At 69.2% G+C, this 15444-nt stretch carries 16 protein-coding genes; 7 read left to right on the top strand and 9 right to left on the bottom strand.

All coding sequences use genetic code 11. The features are described from left to right. Window positions 1–18 precede the first annotated feature (18 nt). The gene (locus AMK34_RS05765; protein WP_073843452.1) at window positions 19–972 is read left to right on the top strand and encodes an Lrp/AsnC family transcriptional regulator; all 954 of its coding nucleotides are present in this window, start codon (window positions 19–21) and stop codon (window positions 970–972) included. Here AMK34_RS05765 and AMK34_RS05760 read toward each other — a convergent pair. The 7 genes from AMK34_RS05760 to AMK34_RS05730 form a co-directional block, all read right to left on the bottom strand. Further along, window positions 961–2184 carry a cytochrome P450 family protein gene (locus AMK34_RS05760; RefSeq protein WP_073843451.1) on the bottom strand — a complete coding sequence of 408 codons (1224 nt, stop codon included), beginning with the start codon at window positions 2182–2184 and terminating at the stop codon, window positions 961–963. The genes AMK34_RS05765 and AMK34_RS05760 overlap by 12 nt on opposite strands. Before the next feature lie 101 nt (window positions 2185–2285). Beyond that, window positions 2286–3239, bottom strand: a complete 954-nt coding sequence (locus AMK34_RS05755; RefSeq protein ID WP_073843450.1) for a PDR/VanB family oxidoreductase — start codon at window positions 3237–3239, stop codon at window positions 2286–2288. 15 nt (window positions 3240–3254) lie between these two features. Beyond that, complete coding sequence (locus tag AMK34_RS05750) at window positions 3255–4004, bottom strand: SDR family NAD(P)-dependent oxidoreductase (RefSeq protein ID WP_073843449.1); 750 nt, start codon at window positions 4002–4004, stop codon at window positions 3255–3257. Then, complete coding sequence (locus tag AMK34_RS05745) at window positions 4001–4495, bottom strand: aromatic-ring-hydroxylating dioxygenase subunit beta (protein WP_038513029.1); 495 nt, start codon at window positions 4493–4495, stop codon at window positions 4001–4003. Before AMK34_RS05745 ends, AMK34_RS05750 begins: the two co-directional genes overlap by 4 nt. Further along, entirely contained in the window at window positions 4488–5783 is a 1296-nt protein-coding gene (locus tag AMK34_RS05740; RefSeq protein ID WP_073843448.1) for an aromatic ring-hydroxylating oxygenase subunit alpha, read from the bottom strand. The genes AMK34_RS05745 and AMK34_RS05740 overlap by 8 nt, the downstream gene beginning before the upstream one ends. 5 nt (window positions 5784–5788) lie before the next feature. Next, entirely contained in the window at window positions 5789–6160 is a 372-nt protein-coding gene (locus AMK34_RS05735; protein ID WP_016334550.1) for a hypothetical protein, read from the bottom strand. 38 nt (window positions 6161–6198) lie between these two features. Continuing rightward, window positions 6199–7338, bottom strand: a complete 1140-nt coding sequence (locus AMK34_RS05730) for an acyl-CoA dehydrogenase family protein (RefSeq protein ID WP_073843446.1) — start codon at window positions 7336–7338, stop codon at window positions 6199–6201. 159 nt (window positions 7339–7497) lie between these two features. Between AMK34_RS05730 and AMK34_RS05725 the strand changes: the two genes are divergently transcribed. From AMK34_RS05725 to AMK34_RS05705, 5 genes are all read left to right on the top strand, one after another. Then, the gene (locus AMK34_RS05725) at window positions 7498–8985 is read left to right on the top strand and encodes a PAS domain-containing sensor histidine kinase (protein ID WP_073843445.1); all 1488 of its coding nucleotides are present in this window, start codon (window positions 7498–7500) and stop codon (window positions 8983–8985) included. A gap of 70 nt (window positions 8986–9055) precedes the next feature. Further along, a complete protein-coding gene (locus tag AMK34_RS05720) occupies window positions 9056–9556 on the top strand; it encodes a flavin reductase (RefSeq protein WP_038513041.1) in 501 nt (166 codons plus the stop codon). Beyond that, window positions 9553–9813 carry a hypothetical protein gene (locus AMK34_RS05715; RefSeq protein WP_037338477.1) on the top strand — a complete coding sequence of 87 codons (261 nt, stop codon included), beginning with the start codon at window positions 9553–9555 and terminating at the stop codon, window positions 9811–9813. The genes AMK34_RS05720 and AMK34_RS05715 overlap by 4 nt, the downstream gene beginning before the upstream one ends. Further along, window positions 9810–11030, top strand: a complete 1221-nt coding sequence (locus AMK34_RS05710; RefSeq protein ID WP_073843444.1) for an amidase — start codon at window positions 9810–9812, stop codon at window positions 11028–11030. The genes AMK34_RS05715 and AMK34_RS05710 overlap by 4 nt, the downstream gene beginning before the upstream one ends. A 13-nt stretch (window positions 11031–11043) precedes the next feature. Further along, window positions 11044–11685 (top strand): response regulator transcription factor, encoded by a 642-nt coding sequence (locus AMK34_RS05705; protein WP_073843442.1) that lies wholly within the window; start codon window positions 11044–11046, stop codon window positions 11683–11685. 152 nt (window positions 11686–11837) lie between these two features. On the opposite strand, the gene AMK34_RS05700 is transcribed toward AMK34_RS05705, so the two are convergent. After that, on the bottom strand, window positions 11838–12386 hold the full coding sequence (locus AMK34_RS05700) for a nuclear transport factor 2 family protein (protein WP_073843439.1): 549 nt from the start codon (window positions 12384–12386) through the stop codon (window positions 11838–11840). Further along, entirely contained in the window at window positions 12383–13705 is a 1323-nt protein-coding gene (locus AMK34_RS05695; RefSeq protein WP_073843437.1) for an MFS transporter, read from the bottom strand. Before AMK34_RS05695 ends, AMK34_RS05700 begins: the two co-directional genes overlap by 4 nt. 234 nt (window positions 13706–13939) lie before the next feature. Here AMK34_RS05695 and AMK34_RS05690 point away from each other — a divergent pair, with 234 nt between their 5' ends. Next, entirely contained in the window at window positions 13940–15346 is a 1407-nt protein-coding gene (locus AMK34_RS05690; RefSeq protein WP_241832691.1) for an amidase, read from the top strand. The last annotated feature ends 98 nt before the right edge of the window (window positions 15347–15444 follow it).

Here is a 15444-nt window from a genome sequence, read left to right as displayed (position 1 = left end):
CGGCCACATCATGGGCGGATGGATCCACTCGACCTCCGCATCATCGGCGCCCTGCAGGTGGACGGCCGGGCGTCGTGGCGGCGTATCGCCGAAGCGCTCGGCGCCCCCGAACGCACCGTGGCCCGGCGCGGGGTGCGGTTGCTGGAAACCGGGATCGTCACGGTGATGGCGGTGACGCCCTACGGCGTGCCGATGCTGGTTCGCGCCAAATGCGCCGCCGGGCTCGCCAGGACGGCCGCGACCGCGCTGGCCCGCCGCGCCGAGGCGAGCTTCTGCTATCTGCTCACCGGGCAGGCCGAGGTCGCCGCCGAGGTGTGCTGCTCGCGCGAGCGGCTCGCGGCCTACCTGTCGGAGGACATCGCCACGACCCCGGGACTCCACGAGCTCACCGCGGATCCCATCACGAAGTACTACCGCACTGTGCACGAATGGCAGCCGGGGATCCTGACCGCGGCGGAAGTGGCCGAACTCAGCGAACTTCCCCAGCTGACGCCGCAACCCCGGCATCCGGACGGTGACGTCTTCACCCCGGACGAGCGCGCGCTCGTCCGGGCGTTGCGCGAGGACGGCAGGCGGACCCACGAGGAGCTCGCCCGGCTGGTCGGGGTGTCGGAGTCGACGGTGCGCCGCCGGGTGGAATCGCTGCGCCGGAGCGGGGAGATGTTCATCCGCGCCGTCGTCGAACCGGCGGTGCTCGGCCTCCCGATCGAGGCCTTGCTGTGGATCCGCAGCCGTCCGTCCGATGTGGACGAACTCGGCCGGGAGCTGCTCGCCTCGCCGTACGTCCGGTACGCCGCGGCGACCATGGGGGAGCATCAGCTGATGGCCGACGTGACGCTGCCCGATTTCGAGACCCTGCACCGGTTCGTCGCCGAATCGGACTGGGCGCGGCTCGCGGTTTCCGTGCACACCGGGCTGGTGACGAAGGGACTGAAGCGGAGCAGCGTGCTGACACCCGAACTACGAGTCTGAACTCGGGTTCTTGAGCCGGACAGGCAGCGATCGATGGCCGTTGGAGATGAACGAGTCGAGATGCCGTAAGGCGTCCGGCGACGCCGCGAGGGTCATGTCCGGGAAACGCTCGAACAGGGCCGGAAGGGCGATCGCCGCCTCCAGCCGGGCCAGCGGCGCGCCGATGCAGAAGTGCGCGCCGTACCCGAACGCGATATGCGCTTTGTCCTTCCGCGTGACGTCGAACGCGTCGGCGTCGTGCCCGTGCAGTGCCGGGTCCCGGCCGGCGGCGGCGTAGCCCGCCAGAATCGCGTCGCCCTGCCGGATGACCACATCGGCGACGGCGATGTCCTCGACGGCGTAGCGCAACGGCAGGTTCGCCACGGGAGCCTGCCACCGCAAGGTTTCCTCGATCGCGTCGGTCCAAGAGACCTGCCCCGCGCGCAGCAGTGCGAGCTGATCGGGATGGGTCAACAGCGCCGTGATGGCCTGGTCGAGGAGATTCACGGTGGTTTCGTGACCGGCCGAGATGAACAGGATCAGGGTGTCGATCAGTTCGGTTTCGTCGAGCCGGGCGCCGTCGTCCTGTGCGGCGATGAGCGCGGTGGTGAGATCCTCGCCGGGGTTCTCCCGCTTGGCGGCGACGAGCTCGGTGAAGATCGAATGGATGTCCTGGTACGCGGCCAGCATCGCCTCCTGGCTCGCCGAAGTCCGAAAGAAGACGTCGACCGAGTGCCGCAGTCTGCCGCGGGCCGAGTCCGGTACGCCGAACAGGTGGCAGATCACTTCGATGGGCACCGGATAAGCGAAGTTCTCCCGCAGATCCACGGGTTCGTCGGCGGGCAGGGCCGCGAGCCCGTCCAGCAGATCGGTGACGATCCGGGTGATCCAGGGCTCCAGCGTGGCGATCCTGCGTGCCGTGAAGGCCTGCGTCACGAGCGAGCGGAGCCGTTTGTGGTCGGCGCCGTAAGCGGTGAACATGTTCCGCACGTTGACCCACACCAGCAACGGCCAGTCCGCGCTGACCTCGGCCAGCGCCGGCCAGTGCTGCCGGGCGTCCTTGGACACACGCGGGTCGCTGAGCAGGTCACGCAGGAGTTCGTAGCCGGTCACCGACCACGCCACGACACCGCCCGGCAACTCGGCCCGGGTGATCGGGCCTTGTTCGCGGAGTCGTTCGTTCTCGGCGTGGATGTCTTGGCCGTTCGGGTCCAGAACCAGGGGACGCGTCACCGGGGATCACCCTTTCTCGGCGGAGCGGACCGGGCCCAGCCTGCCAGCGGCGCCCGTCGCCCGGCTATTCGCCAAACGGTGGTCGCCCAAACGGTGGTCGCTCAGTACAGCTCGATGACGAGCCGGTCGGTGAGCGCGCGCGAAACGCAGAGTGCCATCTGGCTTTCGCGGTCGGCCGCGGTCAGGCAGTTGTCCCGATGATCCGGGGTGCCTTCGAGCACGCCGGACACGCACGAGCCGCAAATCCCTTCCTCGCAGGACTTGAAGACCTCGATGCCGTTGTCCTCGAGCACCGCCAAGATCGATTTCCCCGCCGGTACCTCGAATTCCTCGCCGGTGTCGAGTTCGACGGTGAGGGGACGGTCGCCGGAAGTGTCCACCTCGGCGGCTTCGAAATGTTCGACGTGCACGTGGTCCGCGCCGACGACCGGGCCGAGCACGTCGCCGACCTGTCGCATGAAACCGTCGGGGCCACAGGTGTAGACGTGGGTCGACGGGGTCAGCCCCTCGGCGATCGTCCGCAGCACGGCGGGATGTCCGGCGCGGGGGACGCCGAACTGCGGCCGGATCCGGTCGGCGAACTCGACCCGTTCTTCCAGCAGTTCCACGAACGCCGCGGTTTCCCGCGAGCGCGCGAAGTAGTGCAGCTCGAATTCGCTGCCCCAGGTGTAGAGCTCGTAGGCCATCGAAAGCAACGGCGTGATGCCGATACCGCCGGCGACGAGGACGTGCCGGTCGGCGTCTTCGGCGACGGCCAGCAGATTGCGCGGCTCGCTGATCTTGAGGTGGTCGCCGACCGAGACCTGGTGCATCGCCACGGATCCACCGCGCGAGGCCGGTTCCCGTTTGACCGCGATCAGGATCGAACGCGGGTCGTCGGGGGCGCCGCACAGCGAATACTGCCGCAGCACCCCCGTCGGGCCGACCACGTCGACGTGCGCACCGGCCCGGTAACGGACGCGCAGCGGCTCGTCGTCCTGCCGGACCAGCCGCAGGGTACGGATTTCCGGTGTCTCCTCGGTGATTTCGACGACGCGGAAGAGGACGTTCGTCATCTGGATGCCTCCTGGTCAGCGCATGAACAGGCCGCCGTTCGCGTCCCAGCAGGCGCCGGTGACGGAGGCGGCTTCGGGGGAGGCGAGCAGCGCCACCATCTCGGCGATGAACGTCATGCTGCCCAGGCGTCCGACCGGGATGCCCGCCGTCAGCTTCGCGAGGTTCTCCTCACCGACGATCCGGTGGACCATGGGGCTGTCCTGTGGTCCGGGGGAGACCGCGTTCACGGTGACTCCCCGTGCGGCGAGCTCGCGGGCGAACACCTTGGTCGCGGTCAGGATCGCGCCCTTGGAGGACGCGTAGTGCCCGCCGGTCGAGGTGCCTCCGTTCTGCCCGGCCAGCGAGGCCAGGTTGACGATCCGGCCGTATCCGGCTTCGGCCATGTGCGCGCCGAACAGCTGACAGGCGTGGAAGGTGCCGTTGAAGTTCACCGCCATCACCTCGTCGAGCTCCTGCGGCGTGATCTCCAGCAACGGTCGTGCCTGGGTGCGGGCGGCGTTGTTGACCAGCACCTGGACGCCGCCGAAATCGCCCAGTACCGACGCGAGCAGCTGGTCGATGTCCGGGCGGCTGGCGACGTCTACGCGATAGCTCTGGGCGTGCGCCCCGGTCCGGTCCAACTCGGTCGCGAGCCGTTTCGCGGCGGCCTCGTCGAGGTCGGCGATCGCCACGCGGTGGCCGCCGCCGTGCAGGCGCCGGACGATCTGCTCGCCGAGCCCGGTCGCCCCGCCGGTGATCACGGCGACCGGCGCGGAGCCGCTCACAGCAGGAATCCCGCGGCGGGAACGGCTTCGTCGGCGTTGACCAGCCGGACGACCTTGCGGGCAAAGCGGTCTTCGTCGCCGCTGGCGCCGAGACGGACGACGTAGTCGACGTCCGCGGCCCAGAGGTCGTGACGGCCGCGTTTGTACGCCACGATGATCTGGGCGGCCTTGAGCGTGACCGACCGGTCGTCGACGTCCGTGGGGATGAAACGCGAGACGGTCCGCACGGTGATCGCCGAGTCCACCGCGGCGATCGCGTAGCCCTCGGTCATCCGCCGCACGCGCAACCCGCGCATCCGGGCGTCGTCGTGGACCATGTTGAGGACGTCGTCGAAATCCTCGGCGTCGCGTTCGATAGGGATGACGTACCGCGCGTCGTCGGCGTAAAGCCCTTGCCAGGCTTCGTATTCCTTGGCGTCCAGCAGCGCGGCCTCGCGCCAGGCCAGCTCGATCGCGCGGACCACCCGCGGATCGGTGAGGGTCTCAGTCATCGCTCATCATCCGCTTCCATTGGGCGTACGCCGCCCGCATCCCGGTCTCGTCGGTGACATGGCTGGTCGGCCAGCCCTCGGGGGAGGGCTTCTCGCGCCCCAGACCGCGGTTGACCATGATCGGCAGTTCGGGCGCGCCCTGTGCGCCGCGCTGCACCCGGTCCCAGCCCTCGGAGTCGTCCGGGGTGCCGAACCCGAACGGACCCTGGAAATGTTCGTGGGCGCGCAGCCGCTCGCGGTTGACCGGCCCGACGATCTCGGCCGGGCCGTCACTGCCGAGGGCGACGTGCTCGATGACGGTCTCGTCGACGCTGATCGGCCGCAACACCCGGAAGAACGAGATCGACATCGACACGTTCGGGAACAGGTTGAGGTTGAACCCCGTGCCGTGCACGGCACGGACGAGCCTGCGGATCTCGGCCCCGTCCGCCCCGGCGGCTTCGAGTTGGGCGACCAGGCCGTCGAACCGCGGCTGGAGCGGTTCGCTGCCGTCGTCCGCCTCCAGATCGGAGTGTTCGGGAACCATCTGCATCACCGAGTGGCCGTTCCCCAGATCGTGGGTGACCGCCGTCGGATCGGTCATGAACGACATCATCTCGGCGGTTTCCGCGTCGACCGAGGCCATCCAGGAGCGGTGCACGATGGGGAAGTGGTACCCGTCGGTGGTGTTCTCCAGCTGGATCTTCCAGTTGCCCCGGTAGGTGAACCGATGGGTGCCGAGTACCTTCACCGGATAGCCGCCGCCCTGCGCCATGAAGCGATCGATCCACGGCTTGACGTCGCCGAGGAAGTCGACCAGCGGCTCGGCGTCGGCGTCCAGGGTCGCGAAGATCATCCCGCCGTAGGACTCGGTGCGCAGGGTCTTCAGGCCGAGATCCGCCTTGTCCATCACGCCCTCGTACCCGTCGGGGTACGGGATGCCGCGCAGTTTGCCGTCCAGCCCGTAGGACCAGGCGTGATAGGGACAGGTGAATCCGTTGGCGTGGCCGCTCTTCTTCTCGCAGAGCGACGCGCCCCGGTGGCGGCAGCGGTTCACGAGCGTTCGGATCTCGCCTTTGCGGTCCTTGGTGACGATGACCGGATGCCGTCCGACATGGGTCGACTTGAAACTGCCGGCCTTGGGCAGTTCCGATTCGTGGGCGACCCAGATCCAGGACCGCTCGAAGATCTTCGTCATCTCCTGGTCGAAGATCGCGGGGTCGGTGTACATCCGGCCGGCGACCCGGTCGCCGAGGACGAGGTCCGCGGGCGGCAGGTCGTACACGGTGGCGGCGGTGAAGTCGGTCATCGCGATCAGCCCCGGTATTCGCGCGGAGTGAGGGCGCGACCGATGCGCGCTTCGATCTTGGCGTACTTCCACAGCTTCCACGGGCTGTCGCCGACCGGGGTGGTGCGCAGGAAGTCGCACGCCTTCTTGACGGTCTCCTGCGTGTCGACGTCGCAGAGCAGGTAACAGGTCCACGGCCACCCGTCGGACGGGCCGACCATATGCGAGTCGTCGTCGATGTCGCCGATGAAGTCCACGCCGGGCAGGCCCTTGATGCCGTCCATCAGCGCGACGAAGGCGGTCCAGACGTCGCCGGCGGCGACGCCGCCTTCGGGCAGGTCGAAGAAGTTCTGGTTGATACCGATGCAGAACAGCACGCGCAGCGGGGTATCGCTCATGGTGGTGGTCCAACTCCTCGTCAGCGGTCGGTGGTGGGTCACTGGAAGCCGGGAACGGTGGGCGGATGGCCCATCAGCACGGCACCCGCGGCGTCGTACATGGCCGGACCCAGGAAGGCGTGCTGCTGCGGGACGAGGGCGTCGCCGAGCAGCCATTGCAGCGGGTGGTCGTTGGCGATGGCGCCCGTCCCGGACAGGCCGATGACCCGGTTGACGGTGTCGGCGGCCGTCTTCGCGAGATGGGTCGAGGCCAGCCGGAGGTGGGCGTTCTGGTGCGGCGCCACGGGATCGCCGCTCAGCACGGTCTGCCACGCCTCGTCGGTGACCTCGTAGAAGTACGCGCGCGCCGAACGCATCGTCGCCTCGGCTTCGGCCAGTCCCGTCCGGTAGTAGGCGCGGTCGGCGAGTTTCGGCGCGCCCGTGACACCCGAACGTCCGCTGCCGACCTCGATCGCGAAGTCGAGCGCCGCGCGGGCGACACCCGCGCCGACGACCGCCAGCACCTGGGAGGCGTAGGCGAGGGTGGGGTAGCGGTACAACGGCTCGTCGATGGTGGGTTCACCGCCGCGGATGAACGTCCATTCGCGTGGCACCTCGACCTTGTCGACGACCAGGTCGAAGGAACCGCTGCCCTTCATCCCGACGACGTCCCACTCCTGGACGATCTCGACCTGCTCGGGCCGCACCAGGGCGGTGCGGGGCTTTCCGGCGGTCGTGTCGTCGCCTGGGATCCCGACGCCGAGGATGTCCGCACCCATGCAGCCGCTCGCGAACTTCCAGCGTCCGTCGACCAGGAAGCCGGAGGCGGTGGGCTCGGCTCGTTGGACGGGGAAGAGACCACCGGCGAAGCACACGTCGGGACCGTCGGCGTAGAGCTCGGCCTGCGTCTCGACGGGTAGCGCCGCGAGGTAGACCAACGCGGAGCCGAAGCTGGCCACCCATCCGGTGGATCCGTCGACGACGGAGATCCGCTCCACCATCCGCAGGAATTCGGCCGGGGGCAGGGGCCTGCCGCCGAACCGTTCGGGCGTCGCGGACCGGTAGACGCCTGCCGCCTTGAGCCGCCCGACGAAGTCGCGCGAGACGTACCTCTGGTCCCGGAACTCCTGACGGCGCTCGAGGAGTTCGGCCAGGACATCGTCAAGTGTCACGGCCGGGCTCTCCTGGATCTGGGCCATCGGGCGCTCCTCGCGTCGTAGGGAAGATGTCTCCGACGCTAGGGATCACCGCCGCGTGTGGCCATTGGTCATTGCCTGCCGACGGCCGGGGATTCCCACGCAGACGGGTAGGGGAAATCCTTACCGGAGGGCCCGGCGGCGAACTCCTATGCTGAGGCCGTGGAGGTCGACCCGATCGCGCCCGAGCTGGCCACCGGCGACTTCGTGGCGATGATGAACGCCTCGAAGGCGTGCGTGCTGGTCCACGACGCGGCGACCAAGAACATCCTGTGGGCCAATCCCGCCGCGTGCGAGATGCTCGAATTCAGTCTTTCCGAGCTGCGCCCGCTCAAGGCCAACCACATGAGCAGCTCCGCCCAGCAGTACGACCGGGTGATCGGACGGGCGTGGCTCCAGGCGGCGGTGGAACACGGTTCGAGCCGGATCGTGTGGCACTACCGGAGCAAATCCGGCCGGGTCATCCCCACGGACGCGGTCGCCATCCGGGTCGAACTGGAGCGCGGGCCCGCGGTGATGGTCCAGTTCCGCGACATCCAGCGCGCGGAGGAGATCGAACGAGAACTGAAGCTGACGACGTCGTACGTCGACGCGCTGGCACGGCACACTTCGACCGTGGCGTTCATGCTCGACGCCGCCGGCGCGGTGCGGTTCGCGACGGACAGCGCCCTGACGTTCCTCGGCCTGACCGGCGACGACGATCGGCTGGCGGGGGAGCCGCTGACCGCGTACGCGCGGCTGTACCTGGGCGGCAGGCCGGTGCGCTGGGCCGAGGTGGTCGCCGGTGCCGATCCGGTCGGGCCGGTGCAGCTGGAGTTGCCGGGGGAGAGCTCGACCTGGCTGGAAGGGAGCCTGGAGCGGCTTTCCGAGTCCGAGGTCGACGCGTATCTGATGATCCTGCACGACGTGTCCGAGCGTGTCCGCGGCGAAGCACGGCGAGAGCTGGAACTGCGGCACGAGAACTACTTGGCGCGCTACAACGCCATGGGGGACATGGCGATGGCGATCGCGCACGAACTCGGGCAGCCGCTGGCCGCCGCCGCGAACTTCATCGCGGGGATCCGCGCGCGGGCCGCCACGATGGCGGACGGCGGTGACGTCCGCGAGCAGATGGGCTACGGCCTGGACAGCGTCGCCCGCCAGATCGACCGGGCCAAGGACATCGTCGGTTCGCTGCGGTCCTTCGTCGGGCACCTGGAACAGGTCGAGCAGGTGGTCGACCTCAACGAGATCGTCCGGGAGTGCCTGTACTTCATCGAACTGAGCGCCGCGCCGAACTCCGTCGCCGTCGAGGTCCGGCTCGATCCGGCGCCGGTGCTGGTGCGGTGCGAACGCGTCCTCACCGGGCAGGTGGTGATGAACCTCTGCCTCAACGCGATCGACGAGACCACCGAATGCGAACCCCCGCAGCGGCGGATCACGGTGGGCACTCAAGCCAAGGAGGGGGTCGGCGTTCTCACCGTCGACGATCACGGCCGCGGCGTCGCCAGGGATCCGTTCGCCGAGTCCTTCACCAGCAAACCCGGTGGCAGCGGGATCGGGCTGGCGCTGAGCCACCGCATCATCACCCGGCAGCACGGGAGCATCTGGGCCGAGCGGCGGGACGGCGGGGGCTCGCGGTTCGGGTTCGCGCTGCCGTTGGACACGTAAGGGAAATCCTCAGGCGGCGCGGTGGAAGTCGGGATATCGCCGGTTTCGGCCCCGGCTCTAGCGTCGAGGTATGCCCGATGAGCTGACCACGACCCAGCGACGGTTTCGCGCGGCGATGGCGAACCTTTCGACGGCTGTCAACATCGTCACCACCGACGGCGTCAGCGGCCGCGCCGGCATCACGGTGAGCGCGGTCTGCTCGGTCACCGACTCACCGCCGACCCTGCTGGTCTGCGTCAACCAGTCGAGCTACACGCACGACATCTTCCGGACCAACGGCAGGATGGCCATCAACGTCCTGGCCGCCCAGCACGAGGACCTCGCCCTGCAGTTCGCCGGTGCGACGGACGTGCCGATGCTCGACCGGTTCCGGTTCGAGGTCTGGGACCACGACAGGTTCCGCATCCCCGTCGTCCGCGACGCGGCCGCCGTCCTCATCGGAGGAGTCGGCGCCGAGTTCACCCAAGGGACGCACACGGTGCTCTTCGTCGAGGTCGAGGACGTCTTCGTCGACGAGGACGCAGGGGGACTCGCCTACTTCCGCCGCGAATTCCACCGGATCGCGCCATGAGCGAGCGCACCACGTTGATGTGTTACAACGACAACCACGGGTACGGCTGGCGCCATGTGGATCTGTTCGTGCACGACGCCGAGGGCCGCGAGCTGAACTGGGTCCATTGGCAGGCCCCGGCCGACGGTCCCGACGCCGCCGACGAAGTGACGGCGCGGGTCGAACCCAGGCTGAAGCGGACGTCCGAGTGGCGGCACGCGGTCAGCGCCGGCGGCGTCGACTACTGGGAAGCGGACGCCGCTTGGGAGGACGAGTGAACCTCAGGCGCCCGTGGTCGCTGCGGGAACTCGTCCAGGACCTGCGGCAGGGGCGCACCACTCCGGAGGCGGCTTCGCGACGCGCGCTCGCCCGGATCGCCGAAACGGACGCGGAGCTGCGCGCCTGGGTCGACCGGACGGACTTCCTGCCGGGCGCGGGTGTGCCACTCGGGGTCAAGGACATCATCGATCTGGCGGGTGTGCCCACCCGTTGCGGTTCGACACTGCGCGCGGAGGCCGCTCCGGCGACCTCGGACGCGGCGATCGTGACCGCGTGGCGCTCGGCCGGAATGGCTCCGCTCGGCAAGACGGTCACCACCGAGTTCGCGTTCTTCGCGCCCGGCCCGACCCGGAATCCCGCGGCCCTCGGCCACACCCCGGGCGGCTCGTCGAGCGGGTCGGCCGCCGCGGTCGCGTCCGGGCAGGTGCCGTTGGCGCTCGGTTCGCAGACCGCCGGATCGGTCACCAGACCGGCGTCGTACTGCGGGGTCGCGTCGCTGGTGGTGAGCCACGGCAGGTACCCGTCCACCGGGGTGACGGGATTGAGTCCCAGCCTGGACAGCCACGGCGTCTTCGCGGCCACGGCCGCCGACCTCGCGCTCGCGTGGTCCGCGCTGACCGGCGATCCCGCACGGGAACCACGTCCGCCGCGGATCCTGGTGTGGTCCGCGGACGCGCTCGACGTCGTCGAAGCACCGATGCGGCATGCGCTGACCCAAGCGGCGAAGCGTCTGCAAGACGCCGGGGCGACCGTCGAGCCGTTCCGTGACGAACAGTTGATGGTCGAGCTCACGGCCGCGCATCCCGTGGTGATGGCCTATGAGGCAGCGCGTGAACGGGCCGCCGAACTCGCGGTGGCCGAGCGGTTGAGCGCTCCCTTGGCACAGCTGCTCCAGGCCGGCGCCGCGACCTCGGTCGACGAATACGAAACCGCCCGCGCCACCATCGCCGAGGGCTCAGACCGGCTGGCCGACGTGTTCGACGTTGTCCTCGGCCCGGCCGCGCCCGGCGCGGCGCCACACGGATTGGAGGCGACCGGGAACCCGGTGCTGAGCCGAGGCTGGCAGGCGCTCGGCCTGCCCGTGGTCACCATTCCCGGATTCACCGACGCGGCGGGTCTGCCGCTCGGCCTGCAACTCGTCGGCCGTCACGGCGGGGAGAACGAACTGCTCGGGCACGCGTGCTGGGCGGAGCGGGTGCTCGCCGGGGATTCATGATAGGGAGCTCTTCATGGTCACCACCGATTCCGCGTCCGGCGGCGAGACGTCGCCGGTGGTCTACATCGTCGACGACGACGAGGCCATCCGCCAATCCCTGGTGTTCCTGCTGGAGAGCGTCGGGATTCAAGCGCTCGTCTACCCGGACGGGCCGACGTTCCTGGAGGAGTTCGACCCCGACGAGCCGAGCGTGCTGATCATCGACGTCCGGATGCCGGGGCTCAGCGGCCTGCAACTGCAGGAGAAGCTGGTCGCCCGTGAATTCCCGGCCCCGGTGATCTTCTGTTCCGCACACGGCGACATCCCGATGTCGGTGCGGGCGCTGCGCCTGGGTGCCGTCGACTTCCTCGAGAAGCCGTACGAGCCGCAGCGGATGCTGGAGGTCGTCCAGGCGCAACTGGTGGTCGCGGCGGAACGGTTCTCGGAGGCCGCGTGCCGCAAGGCCGTCGCCGAGCGGATCGCGACGCTGACCCCGCGCGAACGGGAGGTGCTCCGGCTGGTGATCGACGGCCTGCCCAGCCAGCTGATCGCGCGGCGGCTGGGCACGAGCGTGAAGACCGTCGATGTGCACCGGGCCCGGATCAAGGCCAAGACCGAGTCGGACAGCCTCGGCACTCTGGTGCGCGATGTCCTTCAGCACCAGGTCACCGTCTAGGTGCGAGCGGGAATTCCGGACTGCGCGGCGTGAGCGGAAAGGCGTGACTCGCGTGATCAGGGACGTGACTCGCGTGATCAGAGGCGGCACTCGGGGTGTTCCGCCTCTGATCACGCGAGTTCCGGCTTCGATCACGTGAGTGCGGTGCCAGGTCAAGCCATCAGTACGGAAGTCGCGGGGAAGTCCGAAGCGAACCCCGCGGGCAGCGGCGCGATGAAGACGTTCTCGGTCCGCGTACGGGTGATCAGCCAACGCCCGTCCTCACGCCGGAACGCGTTGTTGAGCCTGCTCGACCGCAGCAGCCCCGTCCCGTCGGCGTACAGCCACGGCTGGACGTGGATCCATTGCCCGTCGGCCCGGTCGCCGTCGACGTGGATCTGTTCCGAGGTCAGGTAATGGGCGTTGAGGACCAGCGCCGGGTCGCGTTTCTCGCCCCAGAACCGCTGGAAATGCGCCCGGATCGCGTCCTTGCCCACCGCGCGGCCGAACTGCCCGTCGTAGTGCTCGCCGACGCCTTCCCAGACGGCGTCCTCGGCGTAGAGCTCGAGGATCAGGTCGATGCGCCGGTCGTCGTCGGTGACGCCGTACTCCGGGCAGGGCGTGTCGCAGAGGAACATGTAGCGGGCCTGGACACGGCGGATCTCGGCCTCGGCCTCCAGCACCTCGACGCGGCGCCGGAGTTCGGTGAGTTCGTCGTTCATCGGTGGGTCCTCACGGGTGCGGTTTCGGGAAGGGCCAGCAGGCAGACGACGGTCAGCGCCATCCCGCCCGCCAGGTAGTAGCCGACCGACGTCGAAGTGCCCGTCCATTCGATGAGCCGGTTCGCCATCGACGGCGCGAGGCCGCCGCCGAGTACCGCACCGATCTGGTACGCCAGCCCGGCACCGGACTGCCGTTGTTCGGGCGTGAACAGTTCCGTCAGGTAGGTGATCAGCGGGCCGAACAGGAACCCGGTGAGCGCGAAACCGACGGCGATGGCGAGCGCCCAGGCGGTCAGCGTGCCGACCCGCGCGATCGGGAAGAGCGCGAACATGTACGCCAGCACCGCGACGGACGCCGCGAGCATCACCGGTTTGCGGCCCAGCCGGTCGGAGAGCCGGGCACCGAGCACGACCGTCACCGCGTGGATCGCGAGGCCGGGCAACGTGCACCACAGCACGTCCTGGATGTCCAGTCCGAGGCCCTTCGGCGCGGGACCGGCGGCGTAGGAGAGCATGAATCCGGCCAGGACGAACATGACGCCGTTGAGCCCGGTGTTCGCGCCGGCGGCGAGCAGCAGCCTGCCCCAGTTGTCCCGGATGACGTTCCAGATCGGGATCTTGACGATCTTCTCGTCCAGCTTGCTGGCCGCGAGCTCGTGGAACACGGGCGATTCCTCGAGCGCGCGCCGCGCCCAGACACCGATGGCGAGGACGACCGCGCCCGCGATGAACGGGATCCGCCAGCCCCAGCTGGTGATGACCCCTTGCGGTAAATAGAAGATCAGCACGAAGGCGAGGTTCGCCAGCAGCGCGCCGAGCGGTGAGCCCAAGGCGACGAAGGCGCCGAACGCCGCCCGTCGTGACGGCGGCGCGTGCTCGACGGCGAGCACCGACGCCCCGCCCAGCTCACCACCCCGGGAGAAACCGTGCACCAGGCGTAACAGGACGAGCAGGAACGGCGCCGCGACCCCGATGGTGGCGTAGCCGGGCAACAGTCCCATCAGGACGGTGGCCGCGCCCATGAGGTAGAAGGTGATGAGCATGGCGCGACGGCGGCCGTAGCGGTCGCCCACCCAGCCCATCACGACCGCGCCGAGCGGCGCGACGACGTAGCCGATCGTGTAGGTCGCCAGGCTCATGAACGAGGCGAACCAGGGATCGGTGTCGCCGGAGAAGAACACCTTCGGGAAGACCAGCGCGGAGGCGACCGTGTAGATGGAGAAGTCGAAGAACTCCAGCGAGGTCCCGGCACCCGCGCCGATCGCGAGCCGGCGGGTCTGGGACGAGGTGGTCCTGGATGGAGCGGTGGATGCTGTCATGCGCGCTCTTCCTTGAACGGTGACGGGCGGTCGACGTTGCGCCCCTCCCCGGCAACGTTCGTCCCAAGGTAGGAAGGCGGGGGTGCCGCGCCTATTGGAGGAACCTGTTGGCGCACTGAAGGATTTCCCTACCGTGGTCCGTCTGGAGCCAGAATCGGCCACGGATGTGGCGATAACGAGCAGTTCCCCGCCGCTTCTTGTCCGAAAGGGCCATCGGGTGCGATGGTGTGCGTCGTGAGCGCGATCAACGATCTGCCGGCCACCGTTCAGGCCGAACTGCTGGCCTCCGGAGAGTTGTCGGCGAGGGAACTGCTCGACGCCACCCTCGACCGCGTGGCGGCGGTGAACCCGGTGCTGAACGCCGTCGTCAGTATCGACGAGGAGCGGGCGTGGGCCGCCGCGGCGGCGGCCGACGAGGCACGGGCCGCCGGTCGGTCGCTCGGGCCGCTGCACGGGCTTCCGCTCGCGATCAAGGACCTCCATGCGACGGCGGGGATGCGCACCACCTTCGGCTCGCCCGCGTTCGCGGACAACGTTCCCGACGCCGACGAACTCGTCGTCGCCCGGATGCGCGCGGCCGGGGCGATCGTCTTCGGCAAGACGAACGTGCCCGAGTTCGGCGCCGGTTCGCACACCTTCAACCCGGTGTTCGGTGTGACCCGCAACCCGTACGCGCCGGACCGTTCGGCGGGCGGTTCGAGCGGAGGCGCCGCCGCGGCGCTCGCGGCCGGGATGACGTCGCTGGCCGATGGCAGTGACATGGGCGGATCGCTGCGGAATCCCGCCTCGTTCTGCAATGTCGTCGGCCACCGGCCGAGTCCGGGGCGAGTGCCGACCTGGCCGGCCAAGGACGCCTGGTTCACCCTCGGCGTGCAAGGCCCGATGGGACGCACGGTCGCCGACACGGCACTGCTGTTGTCCGTCCAGGCAGGCCCCGACGATCGCGCGCCGCTGTCGCTGGCCGAGCCCGGCAGCGTGTTCACCGCCGGACTGCCGACCCGGTTGCACGGCCTGCGGATCGCGGTCTCGCCCGATCTGGGCGGCCTTGTGCCCGTGGACGCCGACATCGCGACGGTCGTGGAAGGACAAGTGGACTTGCTGCGCCGGCTCGGCGCCGAGGTCGTCTCCGGCTGCCCGGATCTGACCGGGGCCGAGGAGGTGTTCCAGACCTTCCGCGCGCTGAACTACGCGCAGTCCGCCGGCGACCTCGTCGACAGCGAGCCGGACAAGGTCAAGCAGACCGTCCGCTGGAACGTCGCGAAAGGACGCGCGCTCACCGGAGCGGACATCGCGACCGCCAACCGTCTGCGCACCGAACTGTTCCACCGCGTACGTGCCTACTTCGACGATGTGGACGCCGTCGTTCTTCCCGCCAGCCAGGCACTTCCGTTCGACGCGGAGCTGGAGTACCCGAAGACCGTCGGCGGGACCGAGGTCGAGAACTATCTGGACTGGATGCGCGCGGCCTACCTGATCTCGGCCACGGAATGCCCGGCCACGGCCGTCCCGGCGGGGTTCACCGCCGACGGGCTGCCGATCGGGGTCCAGGTGGTCACCCCGCATCACACGGATCTTCGCGCCCTCGGGATCGCGCACGCGCTGGAGAAGGCGAACGGTCACACCGGTCGCAGACCGGCCTGACCGTCTCATGGTGGTGCCAGCGCTACCACGAGTCTTCCCTCACGCGGGATCGATCACGGCCCTCGCCGCCCGTAGGTTTTGGCGAGAGAGATCACCAC

Origin of the sequence: Amycolatopsis sp. CB00013 (assembly GCF_001905755.1) — a bacterium.
Classification (GTDB): Bacteria; Actinomycetota; Actinomycetes; order Mycobacteriales; family Pseudonocardiaceae; genus Amycolatopsis; species Amycolatopsis japonica.
This window is presented reverse-complemented; position numbering and strand designations above follow the sequence as displayed.